The following is a 21,311-nucleotide window of genomic DNA, read 5'->3' as shown; positions in this document are numbered from 1 at the left end:
AATTAATCTAGAATAGAAATAAGAATGCCTTTTTTTAAAATGAACAAGCAATTGATTTTTGCTGGTTTAATGATTGTTTTTATCATAAACCACGGCTATAGCCAAACAATACTGAATAAACAAAATATACAAAATACCCTTAATGAAGCGTTTAATAAATTTAAAGATGTAAAAGAAGGAAAAAATGCTGATTATATTAAAGAACTAGCCAATGTTGATCCCAATATTTTTGGTATTGCGCTTGTTACTGCAGAGGGAGCCATATATACAAAAGGCGATATAACGTCAATGGTTTCAATTCAAAGCATCTCGAAAGTATTTACGATGGCAAAAGTAATTGAGCAAGAAGGATCACAGTTTTTAGAAGACAAAATAGGCGTAAATGCCACAGGATTACCATTTAATTCTATTGTTGCGATAGAAATGCATAAAGGTGATAAAATTAATCCTCTTGTAAATCCTGGAGCTATTGCAACTACGAGCCTTATTCGAGGTAATGATTCTATAGCAAAATGGAAAGAAATCCAGAAAATTCAGAGTGACTTTGCTGGAAGAGAGCTTTCTCTAAATCGTCCTGTTTATATAAGTGAAGCTGGGGATAATTTACGAAATCAAGCTATTGCACATTTGTTATTGGCTTATAACAGAATATATTTTGATCCAGTACAAGCAACAGATCTTTATACGAAACAATGTGCATTGAATGTAAATGTAAAGGATCTTGCTACAATGGCGGCCACATTGGCAAATGGAGGCGTTAATCCTGTTACAAAGAATAAGGTGGTTAGTCAGACAACTGTAATGTATACTTTACCTGTAATGGCAACTGCAGGTCTTTATGATAATTCTGGAATTTGGCTGTTTAATTCGGGACTTCCGGCAAAGAGTGGAGTTGGAGGAGGAATATTGGCTGTATGTCCTGGCAAATTTGGAATTGCTGTTATTTCGCCACCATTAGATAACTCTGGAAATAGTTTGAAAGCTCAGAAAGTTATCCAATATGTTGTAGAAAAACTTAAAGCAAATCCTTATTGGATTGAACCTAAGTAGGTTTTAGATAATAAAAAAAAGTCCAAAAATTATTTTGGACTTTTTTTGCTTTTGAAAATTTAAAAAGCAGTAAGACTTTTTAAATCTGCTATGGTTTCTGTTGGGTTTTCAGCTTTAAAAACAAAGCTTCCGGCCACTAAAACATCTGCTCCAGCTTCGACTAATTGTTTTGCGTTTTTGCTGGTTACACCGCCGTCAATTTCGATTAATGTTGAAGCATTTTTACGAGTAATAAGTGCTTTTAGCTTCTTTACTTTGTCGTAAGTGTTTTCGATAAATGATTGTCCTCCAAATCCTGGATTTACACTCATAATGCAAACTACGTCGATGTCATTAATAACGTCTTCTAATAAGTCAACATTGGTATGTGGATTCATGGCAACACCAGCCTTCATTCCTTCTGCTTTAATTGCTTGCAGTGTTCTGTGTAAGTGTGTGCAAGCTTCGTAATGTACAGTAAGCCCATTTGCTCCTAAATCGGCAAAAGTTTTTATGTAACGATCTGGATCAATAATCATTAAATGTACATCAATATACTTTTTTGCATGTTTTGAAATTGCTTCTAAAACGGGCATTCCGAAAGAGATATTCGGAACAAAAACTCCATCCATAATATCGATATGAAACCAATCAGCCTGACTGTTATTAATCATTTCTGCATCACGCTGTAAATTTCCAAAATCCGCAGCAAGAACTGAAGGAGCAATAAGTGTATTTTTCATTGTGTGTTGTTTTATTGCAAAGATAAAGTTTTTATACTGTTGATTATAATTTAACCGCAAAGCACGCTAAGAATTACGCAAATTGCACTAAGTTTTTTTGCCACAGATTAAAGGGATTAAAATGATTTTATAATCTGTGTAAATCCTTTAATCTGTGGCTATTTCTTTTTTTCTTTGTGAACTTTGCGTAATTCTTAGCGTGCTTTGCGGTAAAAAAACTTTAAAAATAAAAAACTCCGGTAATCAGCCGGAGTTTCAATCATCAATCAAAAAACGAACAGTCAATCAAACTGTTGTTTGCGGTACAAAGGTTTCAAGTTTCATGTTTCAAGTTACAAAAGCAACCTGAAACTTTAAACCTGAAACAAATATTGTCTTATCCTAAATATGTTTTAAGGATTTTACTTCTAGAAGTGTGCTTCAATCGACGGATTGCTTTTTCTTTAATCTGACGAACACGCTCACGAGTTAGGTCGAAAGTTTCACCAATTTCTTCAAGAGTCATTGGGTGCTGATCGCCAAGACCAAAATACAAACGAACAACATCTGCTTCTCTTGGAGTTAATGTTTCTAAAGAACGTTCGATTTCAGTACGAAGAGATTCGTGAATTAATTCTCTATCTGGATTTGGAGATTCGCCAGAACGTAATACGTCATAAAGGTTAGAATCTTCTCCTTCAACAAGAGGAGCATCCATAGATAGGTGACGTCCAGAGTTTTTCATAGACTCTTTTACGTCGTTTACAGTCATATCAAGTTCTTTTGCAATTTCCTCAGCAGAAGGTGGACGCTCGTTAGATTGCTCTAATAATGCATACATTTTGTTGATTTTATTGATAGAACCAATTTTATTTAATGGTAAACGTACAATACGAGATTGCTCTGCTAAAGCTTGAAGAATCGATTGACGAATCCACCATACAGCGTAAGAAATGAATTTGAAACCACGAGTCTCATCAAAACGTTGAGCCGCTTTAATTAAACCTAAGTTTCCTTCATTAATTAAGTCAGGAAGAGTTAATCCTTGATTTTGATATTGTTTAGCCACAGATACTACGAAACGTAGGTTGGCTTTTGTTAGTTTTTCTAAAGCTCTTTGATCACCAGCCTTTATTCTTTGTGCTAATTCTACCTCTTCATCAGCGGTAATTAGGTCAACTTTTCCAATTTCTTGTAGATATTTATCTAACGATGCAGTTTCACGATTAGTTACCTGCTTGGTGATTTTAAGTTGTCTCATGTTGTTGTCTCCCTATTTTTAAAGTGTACAAATGGTTATACGTAATGAGTATCAAAAAAGTTACAATATAATAAAAATATTTTTAAAATATTTTGGAAAAAATAAAAACCTGCCTTTAATGGGCAGGTTTTGTGAGTGTTATGTTTTTTTTTTAACTAAATTTAATTTACAGCAGTATTTTGAACTTCAATATTTTCTGTAACAGAGACTGGAATTCCGTTTTTAGTAAAACCTTCCAATCTAATTTCAAAAGTTCCAGATAAGTCTGAAGTATAAAATGAAGTATCGGCATCACTGTTTAGTTGAGCATTAGGATTCCAAAGCAATTGATTTCTAAAATCTGGAATTCTATCATTATCAGAACCACTTTCATATTTTACTTTGTTGTAAATCTTTTTAGGCTGCGGTCTCAAAACAGTTGGTTTTGCTATAAAACTTCCTGTTTGAGTGTTTTTAAAATCTTTATTGAAAGTTGTAAAACTAATTAATCCGTTAAAAGATCTTGGCCCAATGTAATATCTTCCTATAATAAGCTCGACTTTGTAGACATTTTTCATGCTGTATAGCGCCAAGTCGTTTACATTTTCTAAATATTCTCCATCTACAAGAACAAGTGCAGATTCAGGAAGCTGCGGGAAAACATTCGGGTCAGTTACGTGCAAATAAAGATTATTGTCTTTCTGTTTAGAGTAAATTTCAACAACAACCTCGGTAATTGTTTCCTTTAAAGTTTTAAAACGAGTATAATCATCTAAAACATATTCTTTTGCAAGCGGATAGTAAAATGCATCTGTTGTAGGTGCTTTTTCTATATTATCTACTTTTTTGTAGAAATATGCGTTTTCAACTTGGCTAGAAACAGATCTTTCTAGCAAACTCTCTTTGAAGGTATAAGATAGGCTCGTGTTTTTTTCGAATGATAATTTAGAGTAATCTATTTCTGGACTATTGTTTACAACAAGGTTATAACCGCTTGCTTTTTCGTCTATGATCTGCAAAATGATATTTGATGTGTAATATGTTTGTCCAACATTGAAAATAAAGTTACCGTACATGTCGGTTTTTACAACTTTGAAAGCAAAAGATTTTCCAGGAATAGACAATCCAACAGAAATATTTGCAATCTTATCAGTACCATTTTTTGCTGAAATTGTTCCTGCGATAATCTCTCCTCTAAGTTCTGGCAACACTAATTTTTGATCTTGTTTTTGTGTATCTAACGCAATCGGATAAGATGGATTAGAAGCAAAACCTACAGCAGAAATTTTATCTGAAGAAGGAATGTTGTCTAATTTTCTAACAGAAAGCGAATAATTTCCATTTTTGAAATCGGCATTAGAGGATTGAATTTTTAAATCAACCAATTCTCGATTTGTAAACGATTTTTTATTCAAATTAAGAGTTATGTTGTCGTTTTTTAAATTTTCTGAAGCATTTGATTTTGTGCTACTAGTTAAAACTTTTTCGGCATTAGTCTTCTCATCTGTTTTATACGGATTGATGATGTTGATGTCTAGTTGGAACAATTCTGAGATTGGTTTGTTTAGCATCCAATTGGTATATCCAACTAATTTGTAATTACCTGTTTTTACAGTTGTCGGAATAAAGTAATCTCCTTGTCCAACTCCATTTTCGAGTGCAATTTTAGTTTTAAAAACAGATTTGTGGTTGTTGTCAACAATTTCTACGTAAGCTATTTTGCTTATGTTGCTTGGCGTTTTATCAGACGATTTTAGGCAGTAAACTTTGTACAATAAAGTTTCTCCTGTAACAAATGATGTAGCATTAGAATGAACGTATACCGTTTCATCTAAAGTAATTGTTTGCTGTGCTCTGCTAAATTGTGTATTAATTAATACAAGCAATAAAAATAAATGTTTTAGTCTATCCAAAATGAAGGTTTTATGTTTGATGAAAATGATGTGCAATCTCCGCAGGCGACGTCTACAAGAGTATAGTTTGAACCAGCGCCACTAACGTATGTCATAAGGTTTTTATTTATATTATAAATCATAGTTTCTCCCTCGCAGTCTTCTGTGCCAAAGCAGAATTTAAAAGGAACGTCGTCGCAGCTGTTAAAATAAGGTATTGGGCTTGTAGGGAAAAAATCGGTATAATTGAAGAATATTCTAGACTCAGAATAAGAAGAAACATCAAAAAAGCCTATAACTTTTGTAGCCGAATCGTTTATGCATCTTATATTTCCAGCAATAATACCAGGTTGTTTTGGGTTTAAAATACTTGAAGAACTTGACATGTCTTTTATTGTTTTATGAAAAGTATATGCTTCTAAACTTTCAATATATTGTTTTACCAATATGCTGTATCGATGTCCAATTATGTAATCATTTTTATCGATAAATCGAATAGGTAAGTTTACGCGGTCTTCTGTCAGGTCATTAGTATTAACCAAAATTATATCTGTTGATTTTTTGGTTGAGTAACAAGTTTTAGTAGCAGGATCGTTATTAATCAAATCTACTGTTTGCAGAGAAGTGCTAATGATTTTGTAAACATTCCATTTTGGTGCGACAATTTTGAAAGTTTCCTCATATTCATATCTGTAGTAATTTGAAGATTTTGTTGGATCGTAATTGTTAACATTAATCTGAACACCAGTTTCATTGTCTTTATTTACTGCAAGTGCAGGAACAACACTTTGGATTGGATTTACCTTTGTCAAAGTTTGCGGGTTTGACTGATAAATCTTTCCATCTTTAGTAGTGACTTCTAATGTGTATTTAGCATCTGGAAGAGCTTGAAAAGCTACCTGAGATTTATATACTCCTGAGCTTTCTACAAATAGATATTCGTTTCCTTGGTCGTCTCTAACAACGACTTTAGCGCCACTTTCTACGGCAACTTCTGTATCTTCAAATTTTGAAGTTTTAGTGATTTTAATTTCTTGGTTTTTAAGTTCGTTTGTTAATGTTGCTTCAATTACTATTATTTCTTCATAAGTGTTAGTTAAAAGCGGATATGTTTCTGTACAGCCACTAAAAAGGACTGCTAGAAATGCTAAAAGGATTGTATTTTTTATTAAATGAAATTTCATGGTTTAAATCTATTCTTTTTAATCTGATTCTGGTTTTATTGTAAAAAGGGAATTTTTAATTATCCACCCAAAATGGAGGTTTAATACTCGATGCAATTGTTGTACAGTCTCCACATGGAGAATCTACCCAAAAGGTCAAACCTGTTCCTGTTCCCGAATAATAGGTTATTTTCCCTAATGATAAATCAGTAGCGTAATGTCCCCAGTTCGTGCAAGGGTCAGGAACTAAAGACTCATCTGTTGAGTAGCAAAACTCTTTACATTCTTCTACATAAGGTGGAGGAAATTTACCTGGAAATAAGTCTTCATAGTTAAAATAAATTCGTTCTGTCGATACAGAGCAAACATCAAAATATCCAGATATTTTACTGTCATTATTAATACCTCGTAAATTTCCCAATAAAAAGCCTGGCTGAGTAGGAGAAACAATAGTACCTCCAGATGCAGCGCTTTTTTTCAATGTATTGTAATAATTGTATGCTGTTTGACTTTCTATATATTGTCTAACCAAAATGCTATATCGGTGTGTAATAATGTAATCTTGGTCGTTAATAAATCGAATTAAATAGTCTACACGATCTTCTTTTAGATTGTTTGTACTTTGTAGCATTAATTCTATATTTTTTCCAGAACCATAACAAGTTTTAGTGCTGGGTGAATTTGGAAGGAAAACAGGAGTTTGCGTGCTTACGATCCAATCAATTTTTGTAGGTCTCCATTTTGGCGCAATAACTTTGTAGGTTTCCTCGTATTCGTATCTGTAATAAGTTGATGAGTCGGTAGGATCAAAGCTGTTTACGTGAATAGCAACACCATTTACACCATCTTTTTCTTCAACCGTAGCCACTACACTTTGTATAGGATTTATGGTGGTTAGAGTTTCTGGCGATGACTCAAAAGATCTACCGTCTTTAGTGGTAATATGCAGCTGGTATTTAGTATTTGGAACTGCCTGAAATTCCGTATCAGAAACATATTTATCTAAATCTTCACTAAAATTATATTGATTGCCGGCATCATCAGTAATGAAAACTTTTGCTCCGCTTTCAGACAGGTAGTTTTCATCTTCAAATTTTGCAGATTTGGTAAGTTTTATTTCTTGCTTTTTAAGTTCATTGGTTATATTGGCTTCTACAATAATTACTTCTTCAAATCTGTTTGTTACTAACGGATATGCCTCTGTACAACCATTAAAAAGGATTGTAAGAAGGGCAAGGAAGATTATATTTTTTATGATGTAAAATTTCATTTTTTTGATGTTCTTTTTAAGTTGATTGAATCTTTTAAAAACTAGATGACTTTGTTTAATCTACCCAAAAAGGAGGTTTTATGTTAGAGGCAATTTTTGTGCAATCTCCGCAAGGGGCATCAACCCAATAAGTTGTAATAGTATTAGCACCGTCTCCTGAAAAATAGCTTATTTTTCCGAGAATCAAATCGTCTAAATAATGGGGGGCCGAGTGTGTGCAAGGAGGAGGATTAAAAGGAGATTCTGCAATACAATATTGTGTGCAATCAATAACATACGGAGGTGGGAATTTATCTGGAAATAAATCCTTATAATTGAAATAAATTCGTTCCGTAGAAACAGAGCACACATCAAAATATCCTGATATTTTACTGTCACCATTAATAGCTCTTAAATTACCCAATAAAAGACCTGGCTGGGTTGGAGAAGTAATGGTTCCTCCAGAAACTGCCGTTTTATTCAATGTGTTATAATAGTTGTAAGCAGCAAGACTTTCTACATATTGTCTAACTAGAATGCTGTATCTGTGTGTGATAATATAGTCTTGGTCATTAATAAAGCGAATTAAATAATTTACGCGGTCTTCTTTTAGCGTATTTGTATTTACTAGCATAAATCCTACGCTTTTTTTAGAACCATAGCAAGTCTTAGTATCTGGCGAGTTTGATTCAAATATAGGCCCATTATTCCATACAAGTTTAATAGGCAGCCAGTTTGGGGCAATAACTTTATATGTTTCCTCATATTCATATCTGTAATAAGTTGATGTGGCTGTAGGATCAAAGCTGTTTACGCGAATACCTACGCCGTTTATATCGTCTTTTTGTTCAATTGCTGCGACCACACTTTGCATAGGGTTAATGGTCGTAAGCATTTCTGGGGATGATTCAAAAGATCTTCCGTCTTTGGTGTTAATGTGTAATTGATATTTAGTATTTGGAACAGCTTGAAATTCTATATCTGAAACATATTTTTCTGAATCGTCACTAAAATTATATTGATTGCCAGCATCATCGGTAATAAAAACTTCTGCGCCACTTTCAGAAAGGTAGCCTTCATCTTCAAATTTTGCTGATTTGGTCAATTTTATTTCCTGTTTTTTTAGCTCGTTAGTTAGGCTGGCCTCTACTATAATTACTTCTTCAAACCTATTTGTCACTAACGGATATGCTTCTGAACAACCATAAAAAAGGGTTGAGAGAAGAGCTAGTGGGATTATATTTTTTATGATTTGAAATTTCATTTTTCGATGTTCTTTTTAAGTTGATTTGATCTTCAAAAAAATAGATAATTCTTTATTAATCTACCCAAAAAGGTGGTTTTATGTTAGAGGCAATTTTTGTACAGTCTCCGCATGGAGCATCAACCCAATATGTTTCAAGAGATTTGATTCCATCTCCTGAATAATAAGTTATTATTCCTCGAGGCAAATCATCTAAATAATGACAGCAATGTGTACAAGGAACAGGGTTATAAGCTTCTTTTTCATAACAAAATTGTGTACAATCTACAGCATAAGGAGGAGGAAATTTACCTGGAAATAAATCCGCATAGTTAAAATAAATTCGCTCAGTCGATACGGAGCATACATCAAAATATCCTGATATTTTACTGTCGCCATTAATTGATCTCAAATTACCTAACAAAAGACCGGGCTGAGTAGGAGAAGTAATAGTTCCTCCTGAGACAGCTGTTTTGTTTAATGTATTGTAATAATTGTAAGCTGCCAGACTTTCTACATATTGCTTAACTAAAATACTGTATCGGGTCGTAATAATATAATCTTGGTCACTAATAAAGCGAATTCGATAATCTACACGATCTTCTTTCAGTTTATTTGTATTTAAAAGCATAAATCCGATGCTTTTGTTAGAACCATAGCAAACCTTAGTGTCTACAGAATTTGGTTCAAAGGTTGGCCCGCCATTCCATACAAGTTTTGTTGGCAGCCATTTTGGCGCAACAACCTTGTAGGTTTCCTCGTACTCAAATCTATAATAGGTCGATGTAGCTGTAGGGTCAAAACTGTTTACACGAATACCAACACCATTAATATCATCTTTTTGTTCAATCGCTGCTACTACACTTTGGATAGGTGTTATAGTGGTAAGGATTTCTGGCGATGAAGCAAAAGATCTTCCGTCTTTGGTGTTAATGTGTAATTGGTATTTGGTATTAGGAACAGCTTGAAACTCTATATCTGAAACGTATTTATCTGAATTTTCGCTGAAATTGTATTTATTGCCTGCATCGTCAGTAATAAAAACTTCTGCTCCACTTTCTGGAAGATAATTTTCATCTTCGAACCTTGCAGATTTGGTAAGTTTTACTTCTTGGTTTTTGAGCTCGTTCGTTAGATTGGCTTCAACAATCAGTACATCTTCAAATCTATTGGTTACCAATGGATATGCTTCTGTACAGCCATTAATTACAATAGCAGTAACAAGTAAAATAATAATCTTATATAGATTGTGATTTTTCATTTACTCGTATTAGAATTTGAAGTTATACGTAATACTTGGTACTGGGATTGAGAAAATAGATGTTTTATAGCCTTTTACTTTTCCATTTGGATCTGTTACGAAATAAATAGAATACGGATTGTTTCTTCCTAGAACGTTGTAAATAGAAATATTCCAGAAACTATGTGCTAGCTTTTTAATTTTATGGTTTCCTTCAATGTTAACTCCAATATCTAAACGAATATAATCTGGAATTCTATAAGCATTTCTATCACTATACAAAGTATATTCTGAGTTTCCGTAATGGAAAGTACCAATAGGATACGTTATAGGTCTTCCGGTTTGATATAAGAAGTTAGTTGATAAACTGTAACGTTTTGTAAATCTATAATTTAAAATCGCACTTAAATCATGAGGTTTATCAAAGTTAGCAGGGAAATATTCTCCATTATTTACGATTTCTGAACTAAACTGGCTGTCTAGTTTAATAAAAGTACGAGAATAAGTATATCCAATCCATCCGTTTAATCTTCCAGTCGATTTCTTTAATAATAACTCAACTCCGTATGCTTTTCCTTCACCTTGTAAAAGTTCGGTTTCAACATTTTGGTTAAGCAATAATTGCGCACCAACTTTGTAATCTAGAATGTTTTTAGATTTTTTATAATATCCTTCTAAACTTACTTCGTATTCTTCATCTTTTAATGTTTTGAATAATCCTAACGAAACCTGTTGAGCGGTTTGAGGTTTTACATTAGAATCAGATAATTTCCAAGTATCTGTTGGTGATTGAGTAACATTACTAGATAATAAATGAATATACTGACGAGTTACATCATAACCTGCTTTTACAGAGAAATCATCTGTAAGGAAATAACGTGCAGCAATACGAGGTTCTAGTCCGCCGTATGTTTTTATGACTTCATTATTCTTATAAGTCGTTGTTCCTGTCACTGTTTCGGCGCTCAATGGTAAACCAGGAGCATAAGTATTTACATCACCAGGACCTAATGCCATGTAATAAGAATACCTTAATCCAAGATCAATAAGTAATTTATCATTGAATTTATAACTGTCAGATAAATATGCTGCAGATTCTAATGCTTTTTCTTTTTCAATATCTGTTGGGACTAAAGTAGCTTCCGGTTTTGTAGGGTGCTGATATCCTGGCGAGATATTGTATAGTTTGCTAGCAATACCATAAGAAAAAGTATGTTTTGGGTTAAGTTGGTAAGTGAATTTTGCCTGTAATTGCGATTCGTTTACTTTATAACCAAAATCAAATGAATTTATATCATCTGAATCGTAGTCAATATTGAATTTGTATTCACTGTTTGTGAAAATGAAAGCAGCTTTATTTTTTTTGTTAAAAGTGTGATCCCATTTAATAGAAGCCAATCTGTTGCTGTATTTGTAAATAGAGTCAGAGCTTAAACTAAAACGGTCGTGGCTATAATATGCCGTAGCTTCTAAATTGTTATTAGCGTTAATTGCATTATTGTATTTAAAAATTCCATCATAAAATCCTGCTTGACTGTTTTTTAAATCTTCATTATCAAGCGCCTTTAAAATCCAATCAGAATATGTTGCACGTCCTCCGACAATAATACTAGATTTATTTTTTTCGATTGGAACACTTAACGTAAGATTCGAAGTAATAGGACCAATTGCTCCCTCACCTGAAAATTTTTCCTGATTACCATTTTTGGTAGCGATATCAAACACAGACGACAATCTTCCTCCAAAATCTGCAGGAATACTTCCTTTGTAAATATCGGCTTTCTTTGTAGTGTATGGATTAATAGCAGAGAAGAATCCTAAAAAGTGCTGCGGATTATATAATACAGCATTGTCCAAAAGAATTAAGTTTTGATCATCTTTTCCACCTCTAACATTAAATCCAGCAGAACCTTCACCTGTGGTTTTAATCCCAGGAAAAGTAGTCGCTACTTTAAGGATATCTCTTTCACCAAGAATTAAAGGAACATTCTTGATTCCTTCAATATCAATAGAAACCAAACCAGAAACAGTAGTTTCAGTAGGTTTTTGTCCTTTCTTTTTAATTACAACTTCGTCAAGTTGGTTTGATTTTTCGTTGATATTAACATCAAAAGCACCATCATCATAAACCATTAAAGTTCTTACCACTTCTTTATGGCTTAATGATTTGATTTCAATAATATTTATACCTCTAGGAAGTTGTAGAGTATAATTTCCGTCAGGGTCTGTAGAAGTATTTATGTTTTTATTTCGAACTTTAATATAAATATTTGGTTCAGCTTTACCTGTTTCTTCGTTTCTAACTGTTCCAGAAACGGTAAAAGATTTTTTAGTAGCTTCTTTGTTTTCTTTACCAATAAAAACAATTGCAGATTTTTTATTTACGGTATAGCTGCTTAAAGAATCGTATTGCTGGTGAAATACAGGATTCTCGCTATCAGTATTTTTATTCTGATTTGTTTCAACAGGAGCATCAGTAAAATAATTTGCAGGCAAAGTATCGTGAATTGTACTGTTTAGTGTAAAGATTACTTTGTTTTTCAGGATGATATAATTCAAATCTGTTTTGCTTAATACTTTATTAAGCACATCATCGATTTTTGCATCTGTATAAGTTCCAGAGATCAGTCCTTTTTCAGCATTAACCCAAGTTGGATCAAAGTAAAATTTATATGCAGTTGCTTCTTCAATACGTTTTAGCGCATTGGTTAAAGTTTCGTCTTTAAAAGTGATAGATAATTTCTCATTCGTATTTTGTGCAAAAGACAATTGAAAAGAGAACGCGATAAGTAAGGAGAGTAAAAATTTTTTCATTTGTTTTATTTGCTTGATATTGACTGAGAGTTAAAGGTATATTTCATCAAATTTTTCATGAATTGATCTAAATCGGAATTTCTTAGTTCTCTGTTCAATAAATAAAACCCATTGATTTGCTTTTTCTGTTCTGGAAATAATTTAACAAGGTCGCTTTTGCCTCTTATTGCATAAATTTTACCTTTTAAATCAATAAAATAGGAGTTGTTTTCTTTGAAGGTAAAGTAAAGACTGCTTTCGTAAATCGTTTTCTGCATATCTTTATGGTGTTTGATATACAAGACCAATTCTGGAGCAATTTTGCTTTCCTCGTAATAACCCGTTGTAAATTCAGGTATATCTTCGCTCTTTTTTTCTCTTTTGATAAAGTTTTTATCAAGTATAGAAAACGAACTAACTTTATTCTGTATTAGATTTATACCAATATTTTCTGACCCTCCATCAGGGTTCAAAACCAATATATCTCTATAAATGTCATATTTGAGTTTGACATCATAATAAGTTTGGTTTTCGTACGTAACTTTTCCTGATTCGTATTTATTAATTAAATACAAATGGATGTCAGTGCTTAAAGTTCGAAATGAATTGGTGTGTGGTATCCCATTATTAATATCCAAATTAATTCTGCCAACAGTAGTATCAAACCAATTGTAAGTATTGATATCATTACTAGTTTGACTCTGGATAGGATGAATGTTTAAGAATAATTCAAATAAAATGAGAAAAACGATTTTTTTTTGGTAATTTTTCAAAGGATTTAATGGTTTTATTAGTTGTTTTCGGAAGATTTCAAAAGTATAAAAAAAAGGTTACAAATAAAACGCTAATTTGTTAAATTGTGATAAAAAGTTGCTACAGCCTCTTAAAAGGCGTTATATAACTATTAAAATTTAGAATATTTATTAAAAATATTCGAAAATGACTTTGCAATAGTAAATTTTAAATTTGGTACGAAATAGATTCCTTTTGTAGGAAATGTAAAAAATGAAGAAATACATAAGGTTGAAAAACCCTAATTTGGTTAAGAATTTGGGGTTTTTCAATTTTTTTAAAACAATAAATCTACCTGAGAATTTATTTTTTCTAGATAATAGTCTATTTTTCGAATGGCTCGATTAAAGAAAAGATTTTGTTCCTTTATTCCAGATTGTCCTAAGGGTATAGAATTTGTAATTTGCTGTTTGAAAAATTGATGAACATTCTTGCAGCTTTCTTTATTGTCGGTTATAAAATACCCTAAAAGAGTGTAAGGTACAAACATCGTCAGCTTTTCTTCTGTTTCTATAAGCATGTTATTATTCAATAATATTAGCTCATTATAATAAATCGAAAACTGATTATTGGGTTTGCTGCATTTTTCTTTTATTAAGCTAATAATTCGTTTTAAATCTAAACAAAGAGCATTTGCACTTTTTAGATTTAAAAGTCCAGCCTCATAAAAATATAGAATTTGTTGCAAGCTACTGTTTATGGTGGTGTCATTCCATACTTCATTTACAGGAGTATTCTCGTATATTTCTTTTAATTTTTGCATGTATTCTGTAAATGATTCATCAATTACAAAATTTTCAAAAGCAACTTTTTTCTGATTTGAGTTTAATAGATTCAGCCATACAAAGGCTTTAAATTTGGATAAAATTGTACCATCCATAAAATAAAACAGCGGAATGTCTTTTGCTGAATAGAAAAGTGTTGCTGTCTTATTTTTTATTAATGCTTCAATATTTTCAGATGATGATTTGAAATAATGAAGCATGTCTTTTAAGTTTTCAATCTCGATTGTTTTCTCAATAACCACCTTTTCTTTATTTGAGAATAAATTATCTAGCGAAATGTTGAAATGTTCCGCCAGTTTAATCGTTTCATCAATAGAGAATTTGCTTTTTCCTGAAATCCTTCGATGAGAGGCGTCATAACTAATTTCTAAAATACCTGCAATTTCTTCTATTAAAGAAACTGACTTAGGTGCTTTTTGTCTAATTGCTTTTAAAAAAGATTCCTGATGTTTCATAATTTGCGATAATCGCAAATATAAATATTTCTTTAATTGGTTTGCGCAAATTGATACGCGATAAATGCAATAGGTTTGTCTTGTAATTTTAAAAAAGACACTTTATGAAAGCTAAATATTTCAATAAATCAGAAGAAGAAAAACTTTTTTTTTCTACTCTAAAACATCGTGTTCACCAAAAACTTCAAGGTAAAAATATTTCTTACGGAGATTTCAGATTTTGGTTTAAAGGATTATTCTGGACATTGATTTGTTATTTCTCCTATTCATTGCTCTTTTGTGAATCCATAAATAAAATAAGTTTTTGGCTTCTGTATGTTGTTTTTCAATTATCAGGATTATTGATAGGATTCAGTTTTGGACATGATGCTTCTCACAATACGGCATTCAAAAACAAAAAAATAAACTCGGTATTGCATTTTTTTAGTTTTCTTACCGTCGGTATCGATCCATTGCTTTGGGGATTGAGACATATTCGTTCACATCATTTGTATGCAAATGTAGAAGGAAGCGATGTAGATATTGATAAAAATCCCTTTTTAAGATTAAGCCCAACCCATCCTTGGAAACCAAAACATAAATACCAGGCTTATTATGCGCCATTTGTTTATATGTTTACGTTGCTCCATTCTGTTTTTATGAGCGATTGGGTTTATTTGTTTTCCAACGAATATGATTGGATGAAAAGAGGTGTTCCAAAGGTTGAATTGTATGTAAGATTTATATTGTATAAAATATTTTATTTTTCTTTAGTGTTGCTTTTTCCAATATTATATTGTGGTTTTTCGTGGAGTTTTATTGTCTTGAGTTATTTTACTGCGAGTGCTTTTACGTCAATGGTTTTTATTATAATGCTTGTAGGAACGCATTTTTTTGATGGCGCAGATTATCCGCAGCCAGAAGGAGAATTTCTTGAACACACATGGGCAGTGCATCAGCTTCATACAAGCTGCGATTGGAATGCAGACAAAAGTTGGGCGAGGTTTTTAAGCGGTGGTTCAAACTGTCATGCAGCTCACCATCTTTTTCCTAATATCTGCCATACCAACTACAGTGAAATAAATTCAATAATTGAAGAAACAACAAAAGAATACAAACAACCCTATCATCATAAAACGTTATTGCAAATGATGTTTTCTCATTTTACACATTTGCATAAAATGGGTAATCCTCAAGTTTGAATTATAAAACTTAAAAACCCCAATTCAAAAATATGAATTGGGGTTTTCTATGAATAAACCTTTAGTAAACTAAGATCTGATTACTCTTTTTTGTCCTCACGTGGAGGTCTTGGAACAAGTGCTTTTTTAGACACTTTTTCTTTTTTAGTTTTAGGGTCAACTCCTAAGTATTTCACTTGGAAAACATCTCCCATTTTAACTACATCAGCAACATTTTCTGTGCGTTCCCAAGCTAATTCAGATACGTGAAGCAATACTTCGTTTCCTGGCGCAGCAGTATATTCTACTACAGCTCCAAAATCAAGCATTTTAATTACTTTAACTTCGTAAGCCTCGCCAACTTGTGGTTTGAAAGTTAATGAATCAATTTTAGCTAATACAGCTTTGATACCATCAGGATTAGTTCCTAAGATTTCAACTACACCTTGCTCGTCTACTTCGTTGATTACGATTGTAGTTCCAGTAGCTTTTTGTAATTCTTGAATTACTTTTCCACCAGGTCCGATCAATGCTCCAATAAAGTTTCCAGGAATAGTTCTTGTAATGATTTTTGGTGCGTGAGCTTTCACTTCTGCTCTTGGCGCTGCAATAGTTTCAGTTAATTTTCCTAAAATGTGCAAACGTCCGTCACGAGCTTGTGCTAAAGCTTGTTCCATAATGTCATAACGTAATCCTTCGATTTTGATATCCATTTGGCAAGCAGTAATACCGTCAGCAGTTCCAGTTACTTTAAAGTCCATATCTCCTAAGTGATCTTCGTCTCCTAAGATGTCAGACAATACAGCAAATTTCTCACCGTCAGTAATTAATCCCATAGCAATACCAGAAACTGGTTTTGTCATTTGAACTCCAGCATCCATAAGAGCCATTGTTCCAGCACAAACCGTTGCCATAGAAGAAGAACCGTTAGATTCTAAAACCTCAGAAACAACACGAATTGTATAAGGACAATCAGCAGGGATCATATTTTTTAAAGCTCTTTGAGCTAAGTTACCGTGACCAACTTCTCTTCTTGAAGTTCCTCTTAATGGTTTTGCTTCACCAGTAGAGAAAGGAGGGAAGTTATAGTGTAAGTAGAATTTCTCTTCACCTTGTTCAGATGGAGAATCGATCTGGTTAGCTTCTTTAGAAGTTCCTAAAGTTACTGTTGCCAAAGCTTGAGTTTCTCCACGAGTAAATAAAGAAGATCCGTGTACAGATGGTAAATAATCAGTTTCACACCAGATTGGTCTGATTTCTGTCGTTTTTCTACCGTCTAGACGAATTCCTTTTTCAAGAATTACGTTACGAACAGCTTCTTTGTTTGTTTTGTAGAAATATTTTCCAACTAAACCAGCAAGGTCAGCATTTTCAGCATATTCTTCTTCAGTAAATAAAGCTTTTGCTTCTTCTTTTACAGCAGCAAATTTTTCGCCTCTTTCAGCTTTTCCAGAAGCTTCTTGAGCAATTGCATAGCATTTATCGTAAGCAGCGGCTTTTACTTTTGCGTAAACAGCTTCGTCTTCAATTTCACCTTCGTAAGTTCTGTATTCTTGAGAGTTTAATTTTGCTCTTAATTTTTGTTGAGCAACGATTTGAACTTTAATAGCTTCGTGAGCAAATTTAATTGCTTCAACCATTTCAGCTTCTGAGATTTCTTTCATCTCACCTTCAACCATTGCAACAGAATCCATAGAAGCTCCGATCATCATATCGATATCAGATTTTTCTAATTCTTCTCTACTTGGGTTGATTACTAATTTTCCGTCAATACGTGCAACACGTACTTCAGAGATTAAGTTGTAAAACGGAATGTCAGAAACAGCTAATGCAGCAGATGCTGCTAAACCAGCTAATGCGTCTGGCATAACGTTATCGTCATGAGACATTAATTGAATCATAACCTGAGTTTCTGCGTGGTAATCGTCTGGGAAAAGCGGACGTAAAACACGGTCAACTAATCTCATTGTTAATACTTCGCTGTCGCTTGGTCTTGCTTCTCTTTTGAAAAATCCTCCTGGGAAACGTCCTGCAGCAGCAAATTTTTCACGGTAATCTACCGTTAATGGTAAAAAGTCAACACCTGGGTTAGATGTTCTTGCAGAAACTGCAGTTGCCAAAAGCATACAGTTTCCTAAACGTACAACAACTGAACCATCGGCTTGTTTTGCTAATTTACCAGTCTCGATTGAGATGCTTCTTCCATCTCCTAAATCGATAATTTCTTGTGAAACTTGTGGAATCATAAATTTTTCCTTTTTGATTATACAATGGGTTTTAGTTGTGTTGTAGTTGTTGTTGTGTGTAGTTGTTGTTATCTAAAACCCAATGAAAAACCAAACTTTTTTTCTTGTAACGTGCTTATTATAAATAGCTATAATGTAAAAACAAAAAGAGGCACTTTCGCACCTCTTTTCTATATTGATTATTTTCTGATATTCAATACTTTGATAATCTCACGATATCTGTTGATATCTTTCTTTTTCAAGTAGTCCAACAAAGCTCTTCTTTTACCTACTAATAGTACAAGAGAACGCTCAGTGTTGTAATCGTGACGATTTTTTTTCAAGTGTTCAGTTAAGTGAGAAATTCTGTAAGTGAACAACGCGATTTGACCTTCAGCTTTACCAGTGTTTTTTGCATCACCGTGTTGTGCGAAGATTTCTTCTTTCTTTTCTTTAGTTAAATACATTCCAATATTGTTTTAATGATTTTTATGTATGTCATACAACTTTTGTAAGACGGGTGCAAAATTAGATTAAAAAAACAGAAAAATCAAAAAAAAATAAAAGAATCTAAAAATTAGGGGTAAGAAATTTGTTTTTAATGATTTGCGATCCTCTTTTTCTTTGATTTCGGTTGTTCTTTTACTTTAACTTCGGAGCTTTTTTGCCAGATTGCTTTTCACTTAAAGAAGAATAAGAGAATTTTACATTGTTGGCATCAGTGCTTACTCCCGAAATTAAAATTCCCCGATCGTAATTGTCTACAAATGTAATTTTTCGAGCCACATCATTTCCTTCCCAAACGCCTTGTTTCAATCCGTCTTTGAGAGTTCCTTTTTGTGTTACAAATAAATCGGTTTCTTCATAATCTCCGTTTCCATCAACGACGGTCTGACTTTTATTTTCATCCCAGCAATTAAGAATCAAAGTTTGTGCTTTTTTAGTTTTCGGATCCCAAAGATTCTGCTTTTCACACTTTTTATTTTGGTTATCGTACCAATTAATCTCTTTTCCGTTTTTGTGATCTTCAGAATAATTGACAACGGTTTCTTTTGCTCCGTTTTTATAATAGTAAATAAACTCTCCGTCTTTTTTTAAAACATCGCGATCCAAAGTAGAGCCCGTCATTCTCTTTCTTCCATTTTTATAAAAGTCAGTTACAACATAACGCATGCTTTTCTGAGAATAATTGGTAATTACTCTTGTATAGGCATAGTTTTCTGGAGTGCATTCACGATTTAAGGAGTCTAAAAAAATCTTTTTAGAAACCAAATTAATTTGCCCAGACAGATGAACTGAAATTGTTAGAAGCAAAAAAAGAAGGAAGTTTCTTTTCATTCTGTGCTATTTTTTCTCTTAAAAATAGTTCTTCTAGAATAATTTAGCAACTTCTTGATTTACAAATTCTAAAAATCTTTCGTCGGCTTCTGTAAAAGGATCAATAACGTGGCTGTCAATATCGATTTGGCCAATATTTACTCCATTAACAAAAAGAGGCACAACAATTTCTGATTTTACAGTTAAACTGCAAGCAATATAATTGTCTTGAGCTTTAACGTCTGGAACAACAAAATTAGCATTGCTCTCGGCTACTTGACCGCAAATTCCTTTTCCAAACGGAATAACGGTATGGTCTGTTTCAGCACCAACATAAGGTCCTAAATGTAAAGTTTTAGCGTCATGATTGGCAAAATAAAATCCGACCCAGTTGTAATACTCTACGTTTTCGTTCAAAAGTTGGCATATTGCCAATAATTTTTCATCTCTATTTGATTCATTTTCAGAGATAATTGCGCTTATTTTTGGTTGTAATTCTTGAAATGTCATAATGTAAAAATTTATGCAAAAGTATTTAAAGCTAAACTCAAAAAATACATAAATTTGAAAAAAAAATCTCTTGAAAAAATATTTAGTCCAGTTTAAGCCATTTCTCGTTTTTGTAAGCATCTTTTTCTTGACATATATTGTCCTTACACTGCTTTATAAATTTTATTTAAATAGCTACCAAGCTGAAGAGCTTGATGCTGTGACCACAATGGCTGGACGAAATGCAGAACAGCTGCTAAAGCTTTTTAATTATGATATCATAATTCAGAAAAGTTCGCAAAATCCGTGGCTGGAGATAATATTAAATGGAAGATTTATAGCCCGTATTATAGAGGGATGCAATGCTGTAAGTGTGATGATACTCTTTGTTTCGTTTGTAGCAGCTTTTTCGAGAGGCTTAAAAAAAACATTACTATTTATATTTTTTGGAGTTGTATCTATTTATATGTTTAATATTCTAAGAATTGCGGCTTTGATTGTCCTTTCGTATAACTTTCCTCAATATTACCGATTTCTGCATGGAACTTTTTTTCCTTTGGTGATTTACGGATATGTTTTTATTTTATGGGTTTTCTGGATCAATAGATTTTCAAAATATGCTAAGTAATTTAAAAGAAAATAAGCTTAAAATCTTTACAGCAATTATAGTTGTTATAGGTTTTGCCATTATTAGAACATTTGAAAGAAAATTGTTTTACGATCCTTTTCTAAAATATTTTGAAGCAGATTTCAATTCAAGTCCTTATCCTGTAGTGCAGAATTTAAGACTTTTCTGGTCGCTTTTTCTTCGCTATTTTTTAAATACCGTGTTATCTCTTTGGTTGATTTATGCCTTGTTTAAGGATCGTGATATTCTTAAGTTTAGCCTGATTGTCTACATCTTCTTTTTGGTTTTGCTTTTGAGTTCATTTTACATCATACTGAACTTTTTTCCAGATGGCGCTTGGCTTCTTTTTTATGTTAGAAGATTTATAATTCAGCCAATTTTTGTGCTATTGTTTATTCCCGGATTTTACTATCAGCTTCAAAAAACTAAAAAATAACATTTGATTTAGTTTTTTATAGGCAGTTTTTGAATAGCTTTGCAGTATGAATTTAAAAAAGTGTACAGGTCTATTTTTAGCGTTCCTTTTATTGGTTTCCAATATTGGGTTTGCTTTTGATGTGCACTATTGTGGAGGAGAAATTGCTTCAGTATCTTTAAAAACTACGGCAGAGCCTGTTGTTGAAAAGAAATGTTGCGGTTCTAAAGAGAAAAAAAATTCTTGCTGCAAAGATAAAGTTGTTCATTTTGAAAAGAAATCTGATGATGCGACGATTAAATTTTTCTTTTTTCAATTTGCTTTCCCTGCAGTTATACAAGATTACAAGCCTCTTGTCTTTTTAGAAATTCCAAATTTTAAAAAGAAAGAAGTTCTTTCGTATTACGCTGATGCGAATGCGCCCCCCTTATTTAAATTATACCATCAGTATATTTTCTATTCCTGATTTTAATG

General features: G+C 32.7%; 19 protein-coding genes. 5 read left to right on the top strand and 14 right to left on the bottom strand.

The window, feature by feature from the left end; genetic code table 11:
• Positions 1 to 24 precede the first annotated feature (24 nt).
• Positions 25 to 1,050, top strand: coding sequence for a glutaminase A (gene glsA / locus JC605_RS02285; protein ID WP_198854685.1), 1,026 nt, complete (start codon positions 25 to 27; stop codon positions 1,048 to 1,050).
• A 59-nt stretch (positions 1,051 to 1,109) separates the two neighbouring features.
• On the opposite strand, the gene rpe is transcribed toward glsA, so the two are convergent.
• From rpe to JC605_RS02235, 10 genes are all read right to left on the bottom strand, one after another.
• Entirely contained in the window at positions 1,110 to 1,772 is a 663-nt protein-coding gene (rpe, locus tag JC605_RS02280; protein ID WP_198854684.1) for a ribulose-phosphate 3-epimerase, read from the bottom strand.
• Positions 1,773 to 2,148: 376 nt separating this feature from the next.
• Entirely contained in the window at positions 2,149 to 3,012 is an 864-nt protein-coding gene (locus tag JC605_RS02275; protein WP_007804760.1) for an RNA polymerase sigma factor RpoD/SigA, read from the bottom strand.
• Between the two features lie 161 nt (positions 3,013 to 3,173).
• Positions 3,174 to 4,904, bottom strand: coding sequence for a hypothetical protein (locus JC605_RS02270; RefSeq protein WP_198854683.1), 1,731 nt, complete (start codon positions 4,902 to 4,904; stop codon positions 3,174 to 3,176).
• The gene (locus JC605_RS02265) at positions 4,892 to 6,067 is read right to left on the bottom strand and encodes a DUF4249 domain-containing protein (RefSeq protein ID WP_198854682.1); all 1,176 of its coding nucleotides are present in this window, start codon (positions 6,065 to 6,067) and stop codon (positions 4,892 to 4,894) included. The genes JC605_RS02270 and JC605_RS02265 overlap by 13 nt, the downstream gene beginning before the upstream one ends.
• Positions 6,068 to 6,122: 55 nt before the next feature.
• Complete coding sequence (locus tag JC605_RS02260) at positions 6,123 to 7,316, bottom strand: DUF4249 domain-containing protein (protein ID WP_198854681.1); 1,194 nt, start codon at positions 7,314 to 7,316, stop codon at positions 6,123 to 6,125.
• Between the two features lie 55 nt (positions 7,317 to 7,371).
• The gene (locus JC605_RS02255; RefSeq protein WP_198854680.1) at positions 7,372 to 8,559 is read right to left on the bottom strand and encodes a DUF4249 domain-containing protein; all 1,188 of its coding nucleotides are present in this window, start codon (positions 8,557 to 8,559) and stop codon (positions 7,372 to 7,374) included.
• A 55-nt stretch (positions 8,560 to 8,614) separates the two neighbouring features.
• Positions 8,615 to 9,799: a DUF4249 domain-containing protein gene (locus JC605_RS02250; protein ID WP_198854679.1), complete on the bottom strand. Its 1,185-nt coding sequence runs from the start codon at positions 9,797 to 9,799 to the stop codon at positions 8,615 to 8,617.
• Between the two features lie 9 nt (positions 9,800 to 9,808).
• Positions 9,809 to 12,592 carry a TonB-dependent receptor gene (locus JC605_RS02245; RefSeq protein ID WP_198854678.1) on the bottom strand — a complete coding sequence of 928 codons (2,784 nt, stop codon included), beginning with the start codon at positions 12,590 to 12,592 and terminating at the stop codon, positions 9,809 to 9,811.
• Between the two features lie 5 nt (positions 12,593 to 12,597).
• Positions 12,598 to 13,344 (bottom strand): hypothetical protein, encoded by a 747-nt coding sequence (locus JC605_RS02240; protein ID WP_198854677.1) that lies wholly within the window; start codon positions 13,342 to 13,344, stop codon positions 12,598 to 12,600.
• A 296-nt stretch (positions 13,345 to 13,640) separates the two neighbouring features.
• Complete coding sequence (locus JC605_RS02235; protein ID WP_198854676.1) at positions 13,641 to 14,603, bottom strand: helix-turn-helix domain-containing protein; 963 nt, start codon at positions 14,601 to 14,603, stop codon at positions 13,641 to 13,643.
• Positions 14,604 to 14,707: 104 nt separating this feature from the next.
• On the opposite strand from JC605_RS02235, the gene JC605_RS02230 reads away from it, so the two are divergent.
• Positions 14,708 to 15,784 (top strand): fatty acid desaturase, encoded by a 1,077-nt coding sequence (locus JC605_RS02230; protein ID WP_198854675.1) that lies wholly within the window; start codon positions 14,708 to 14,710, stop codon positions 15,782 to 15,784.
• 80 nt (positions 15,785 to 15,864) lie between these two features.
• Here the strand turns inward: JC605_RS02230 and JC605_RS02225 are convergent, their stop codons facing one another.
• The 4 genes from JC605_RS02225 to JC605_RS02210 form a co-directional block, all read right to left on the bottom strand.
• Positions 15,865 to 18,009, bottom strand: coding sequence for a polyribonucleotide nucleotidyltransferase (locus JC605_RS02225; RefSeq protein ID WP_198854674.1), 2,145 nt, complete (start codon positions 18,007 to 18,009; stop codon positions 15,865 to 15,867).
• A gap of 179 nt (positions 18,010 to 18,188) precedes the next feature.
• Positions 18,189 to 18,455 carry a 30S ribosomal protein S15 gene (gene rpsO, locus JC605_RS02220; RefSeq protein ID WP_012023524.1) on the bottom strand — a complete coding sequence of 89 codons (267 nt, stop codon included), beginning with the start codon at positions 18,453 to 18,455 and terminating at the stop codon, positions 18,189 to 18,191.
• 175 nt (positions 18,456 to 18,630) lie between these two features.
• Positions 18,631 to 19,326: a hypothetical protein gene (locus tag JC605_RS02215; protein ID WP_198854673.1), complete on the bottom strand. Its 696-nt coding sequence runs from the start codon at positions 19,324 to 19,326 to the stop codon at positions 18,631 to 18,633.
• 33 nt (positions 19,327 to 19,359) lie between these two features.
• Positions 19,360 to 19,815 (bottom strand): GAF domain-containing protein, encoded by a 456-nt coding sequence (locus JC605_RS02210; RefSeq protein ID WP_198854672.1) that lies wholly within the window; start codon positions 19,813 to 19,815, stop codon positions 19,360 to 19,362.
• A gap of 70 nt (positions 19,816 to 19,885) precedes the next feature.
• Here JC605_RS02210 and xrtF point away from each other — a divergent pair, with 70 nt between their 5' ends.
• The 3 genes from xrtF to JC605_RS02195 are packed head-to-tail and all read left to right on the top strand — an operon-like array spanning position 19,886 to position 21,303.
• Positions 19,886 to 20,422: an exosortase family protein XrtF gene (xrtF, locus tag JC605_RS02205; RefSeq protein WP_198854671.1), complete on the top strand. Its 537-nt coding sequence runs from the start codon at positions 19,886 to 19,888 to the stop codon at positions 20,420 to 20,422.
• Complete coding sequence (locus JC605_RS02200; RefSeq protein WP_198854670.1) at positions 20,412 to 20,858, top strand: exosortase F system-associated protein; 447 nt, start codon at positions 20,412 to 20,414, stop codon at positions 20,856 to 20,858. The genes xrtF and JC605_RS02200 overlap by 11 nt, the downstream gene beginning before the upstream one ends.
• A gap of 46 nt (positions 20,859 to 20,904) precedes the next feature.
• A complete protein-coding gene (locus JC605_RS02195; protein WP_198854669.1) occupies positions 20,905 to 21,303 on the top strand; it encodes a hypothetical protein in 399 nt (132 codons plus the stop codon).
• The last annotated feature ends 8 nt before the right edge of the window (positions 21,304 to 21,311 follow it).

The organism is Flavobacterium sp. IB48 (assembly GCF_016405855.1).
Classification (GTDB): Bacteria; Bacteroidota; Bacteroidia; order Flavobacteriales; family Flavobacteriaceae; genus Flavobacterium; species Flavobacterium ginsengisoli.
Note: the sequence above shows the minus strand (reverse complement) of the source record. Positions and strands in the feature narration are given on the sequence as shown.

Excerpts from the sequence above, each read along its gene's own strand:
- glsA (WP_198854685.1), top strand. The coding sequence starts at position 25 with ATGCCTTTTTTTAAAATGAACAAGCAATTGATTTTTGCTGGTTTAATG.
- rpe (WP_198854684.1), bottom strand. The coding sequence starts at position 1,772 with ATGAAAAATACACTTATTGCTCCTTCAGTTCTTGCTGCGGATTTTGGA.
- JC605_RS02275 (WP_007804760.1), bottom strand. The coding sequence starts at position 3,012 with ATGAGACAACTTAAAATCACCAAGCAGGTAACTAATCGTGAAACTGCA.
- JC605_RS02265 (WP_198854682.1), bottom strand. The coding sequence starts at position 6,067 with ATGAAATTTCATTTAATAAAAAATACAATCCTTTTAGCATTTCTAGCA.
- JC605_RS02260 (WP_198854681.1), bottom strand. The coding sequence starts at position 7,316 with ATGAAATTTTACATCATAAAAAATATAATCTTCCTTGCCCTTCTTACA.
- JC605_RS02255 (WP_198854680.1), bottom strand. The coding sequence starts at position 8,559 with ATGAAATTTCAAATCATAAAAAATATAATCCCACTAGCTCTTCTCTCA.
- JC605_RS02250 (WP_198854679.1), bottom strand. The coding sequence starts at position 9,799 with ATGAAAAATCACAATCTATATAAGATTATTATTTTACTTGTTACTGCT.
- JC605_RS02245 (WP_198854678.1), bottom strand. The coding sequence starts at position 12,592 with ATGAAAAAATTTTTACTCTCCTTACTTATCGCGTTCTCTTTTCAATTG.
- JC605_RS02235 (WP_198854676.1), bottom strand. The coding sequence starts at position 14,603 with ATGAAACATCAGGAATCTTTTTTAAAAGCAATTAGACAAAAAGCACCT.
- JC605_RS02230 (WP_198854675.1), top strand. The coding sequence starts at position 14,708 with ATGAAAGCTAAATATTTCAATAAATCAGAAGAAGAAAAACTTTTTTTT.
- JC605_RS02225 (WP_198854674.1), bottom strand. The coding sequence starts at position 18,009 with ATGATTCCACAAGTTTCACAAGAAATTATCGATTTAGGAGATGGAAGA.
- rpsO (WP_012023524.1), bottom strand. The coding sequence starts at position 18,455 with ATGTATTTAACTAAAGAAAAGAAAGAAGAAATCTTCGCACAACACGGT.
- JC605_RS02215 (WP_198854673.1), bottom strand. The coding sequence starts at position 19,326 with ATGAAAAGAAACTTCCTTCTTTTTTTGCTTCTAACAATTTCAGTTCAT.
- JC605_RS02210 (WP_198854672.1), bottom strand. The coding sequence starts at position 19,815 with ATGACATTTCAAGAATTACAACCAAAAATAAGCGCAATTATCTCTGAA.
- JC605_RS02200 (WP_198854670.1), top strand. The coding sequence starts at position 20,412 with ATGCTAAGTAATTTAAAAGAAAATAAGCTTAAAATCTTTACAGCAATT.
- JC605_RS02195 (WP_198854669.1), top strand. The coding sequence starts at position 20,905 with ATGAATTTAAAAAAGTGTACAGGTCTATTTTTAGCGTTCCTTTTATTG.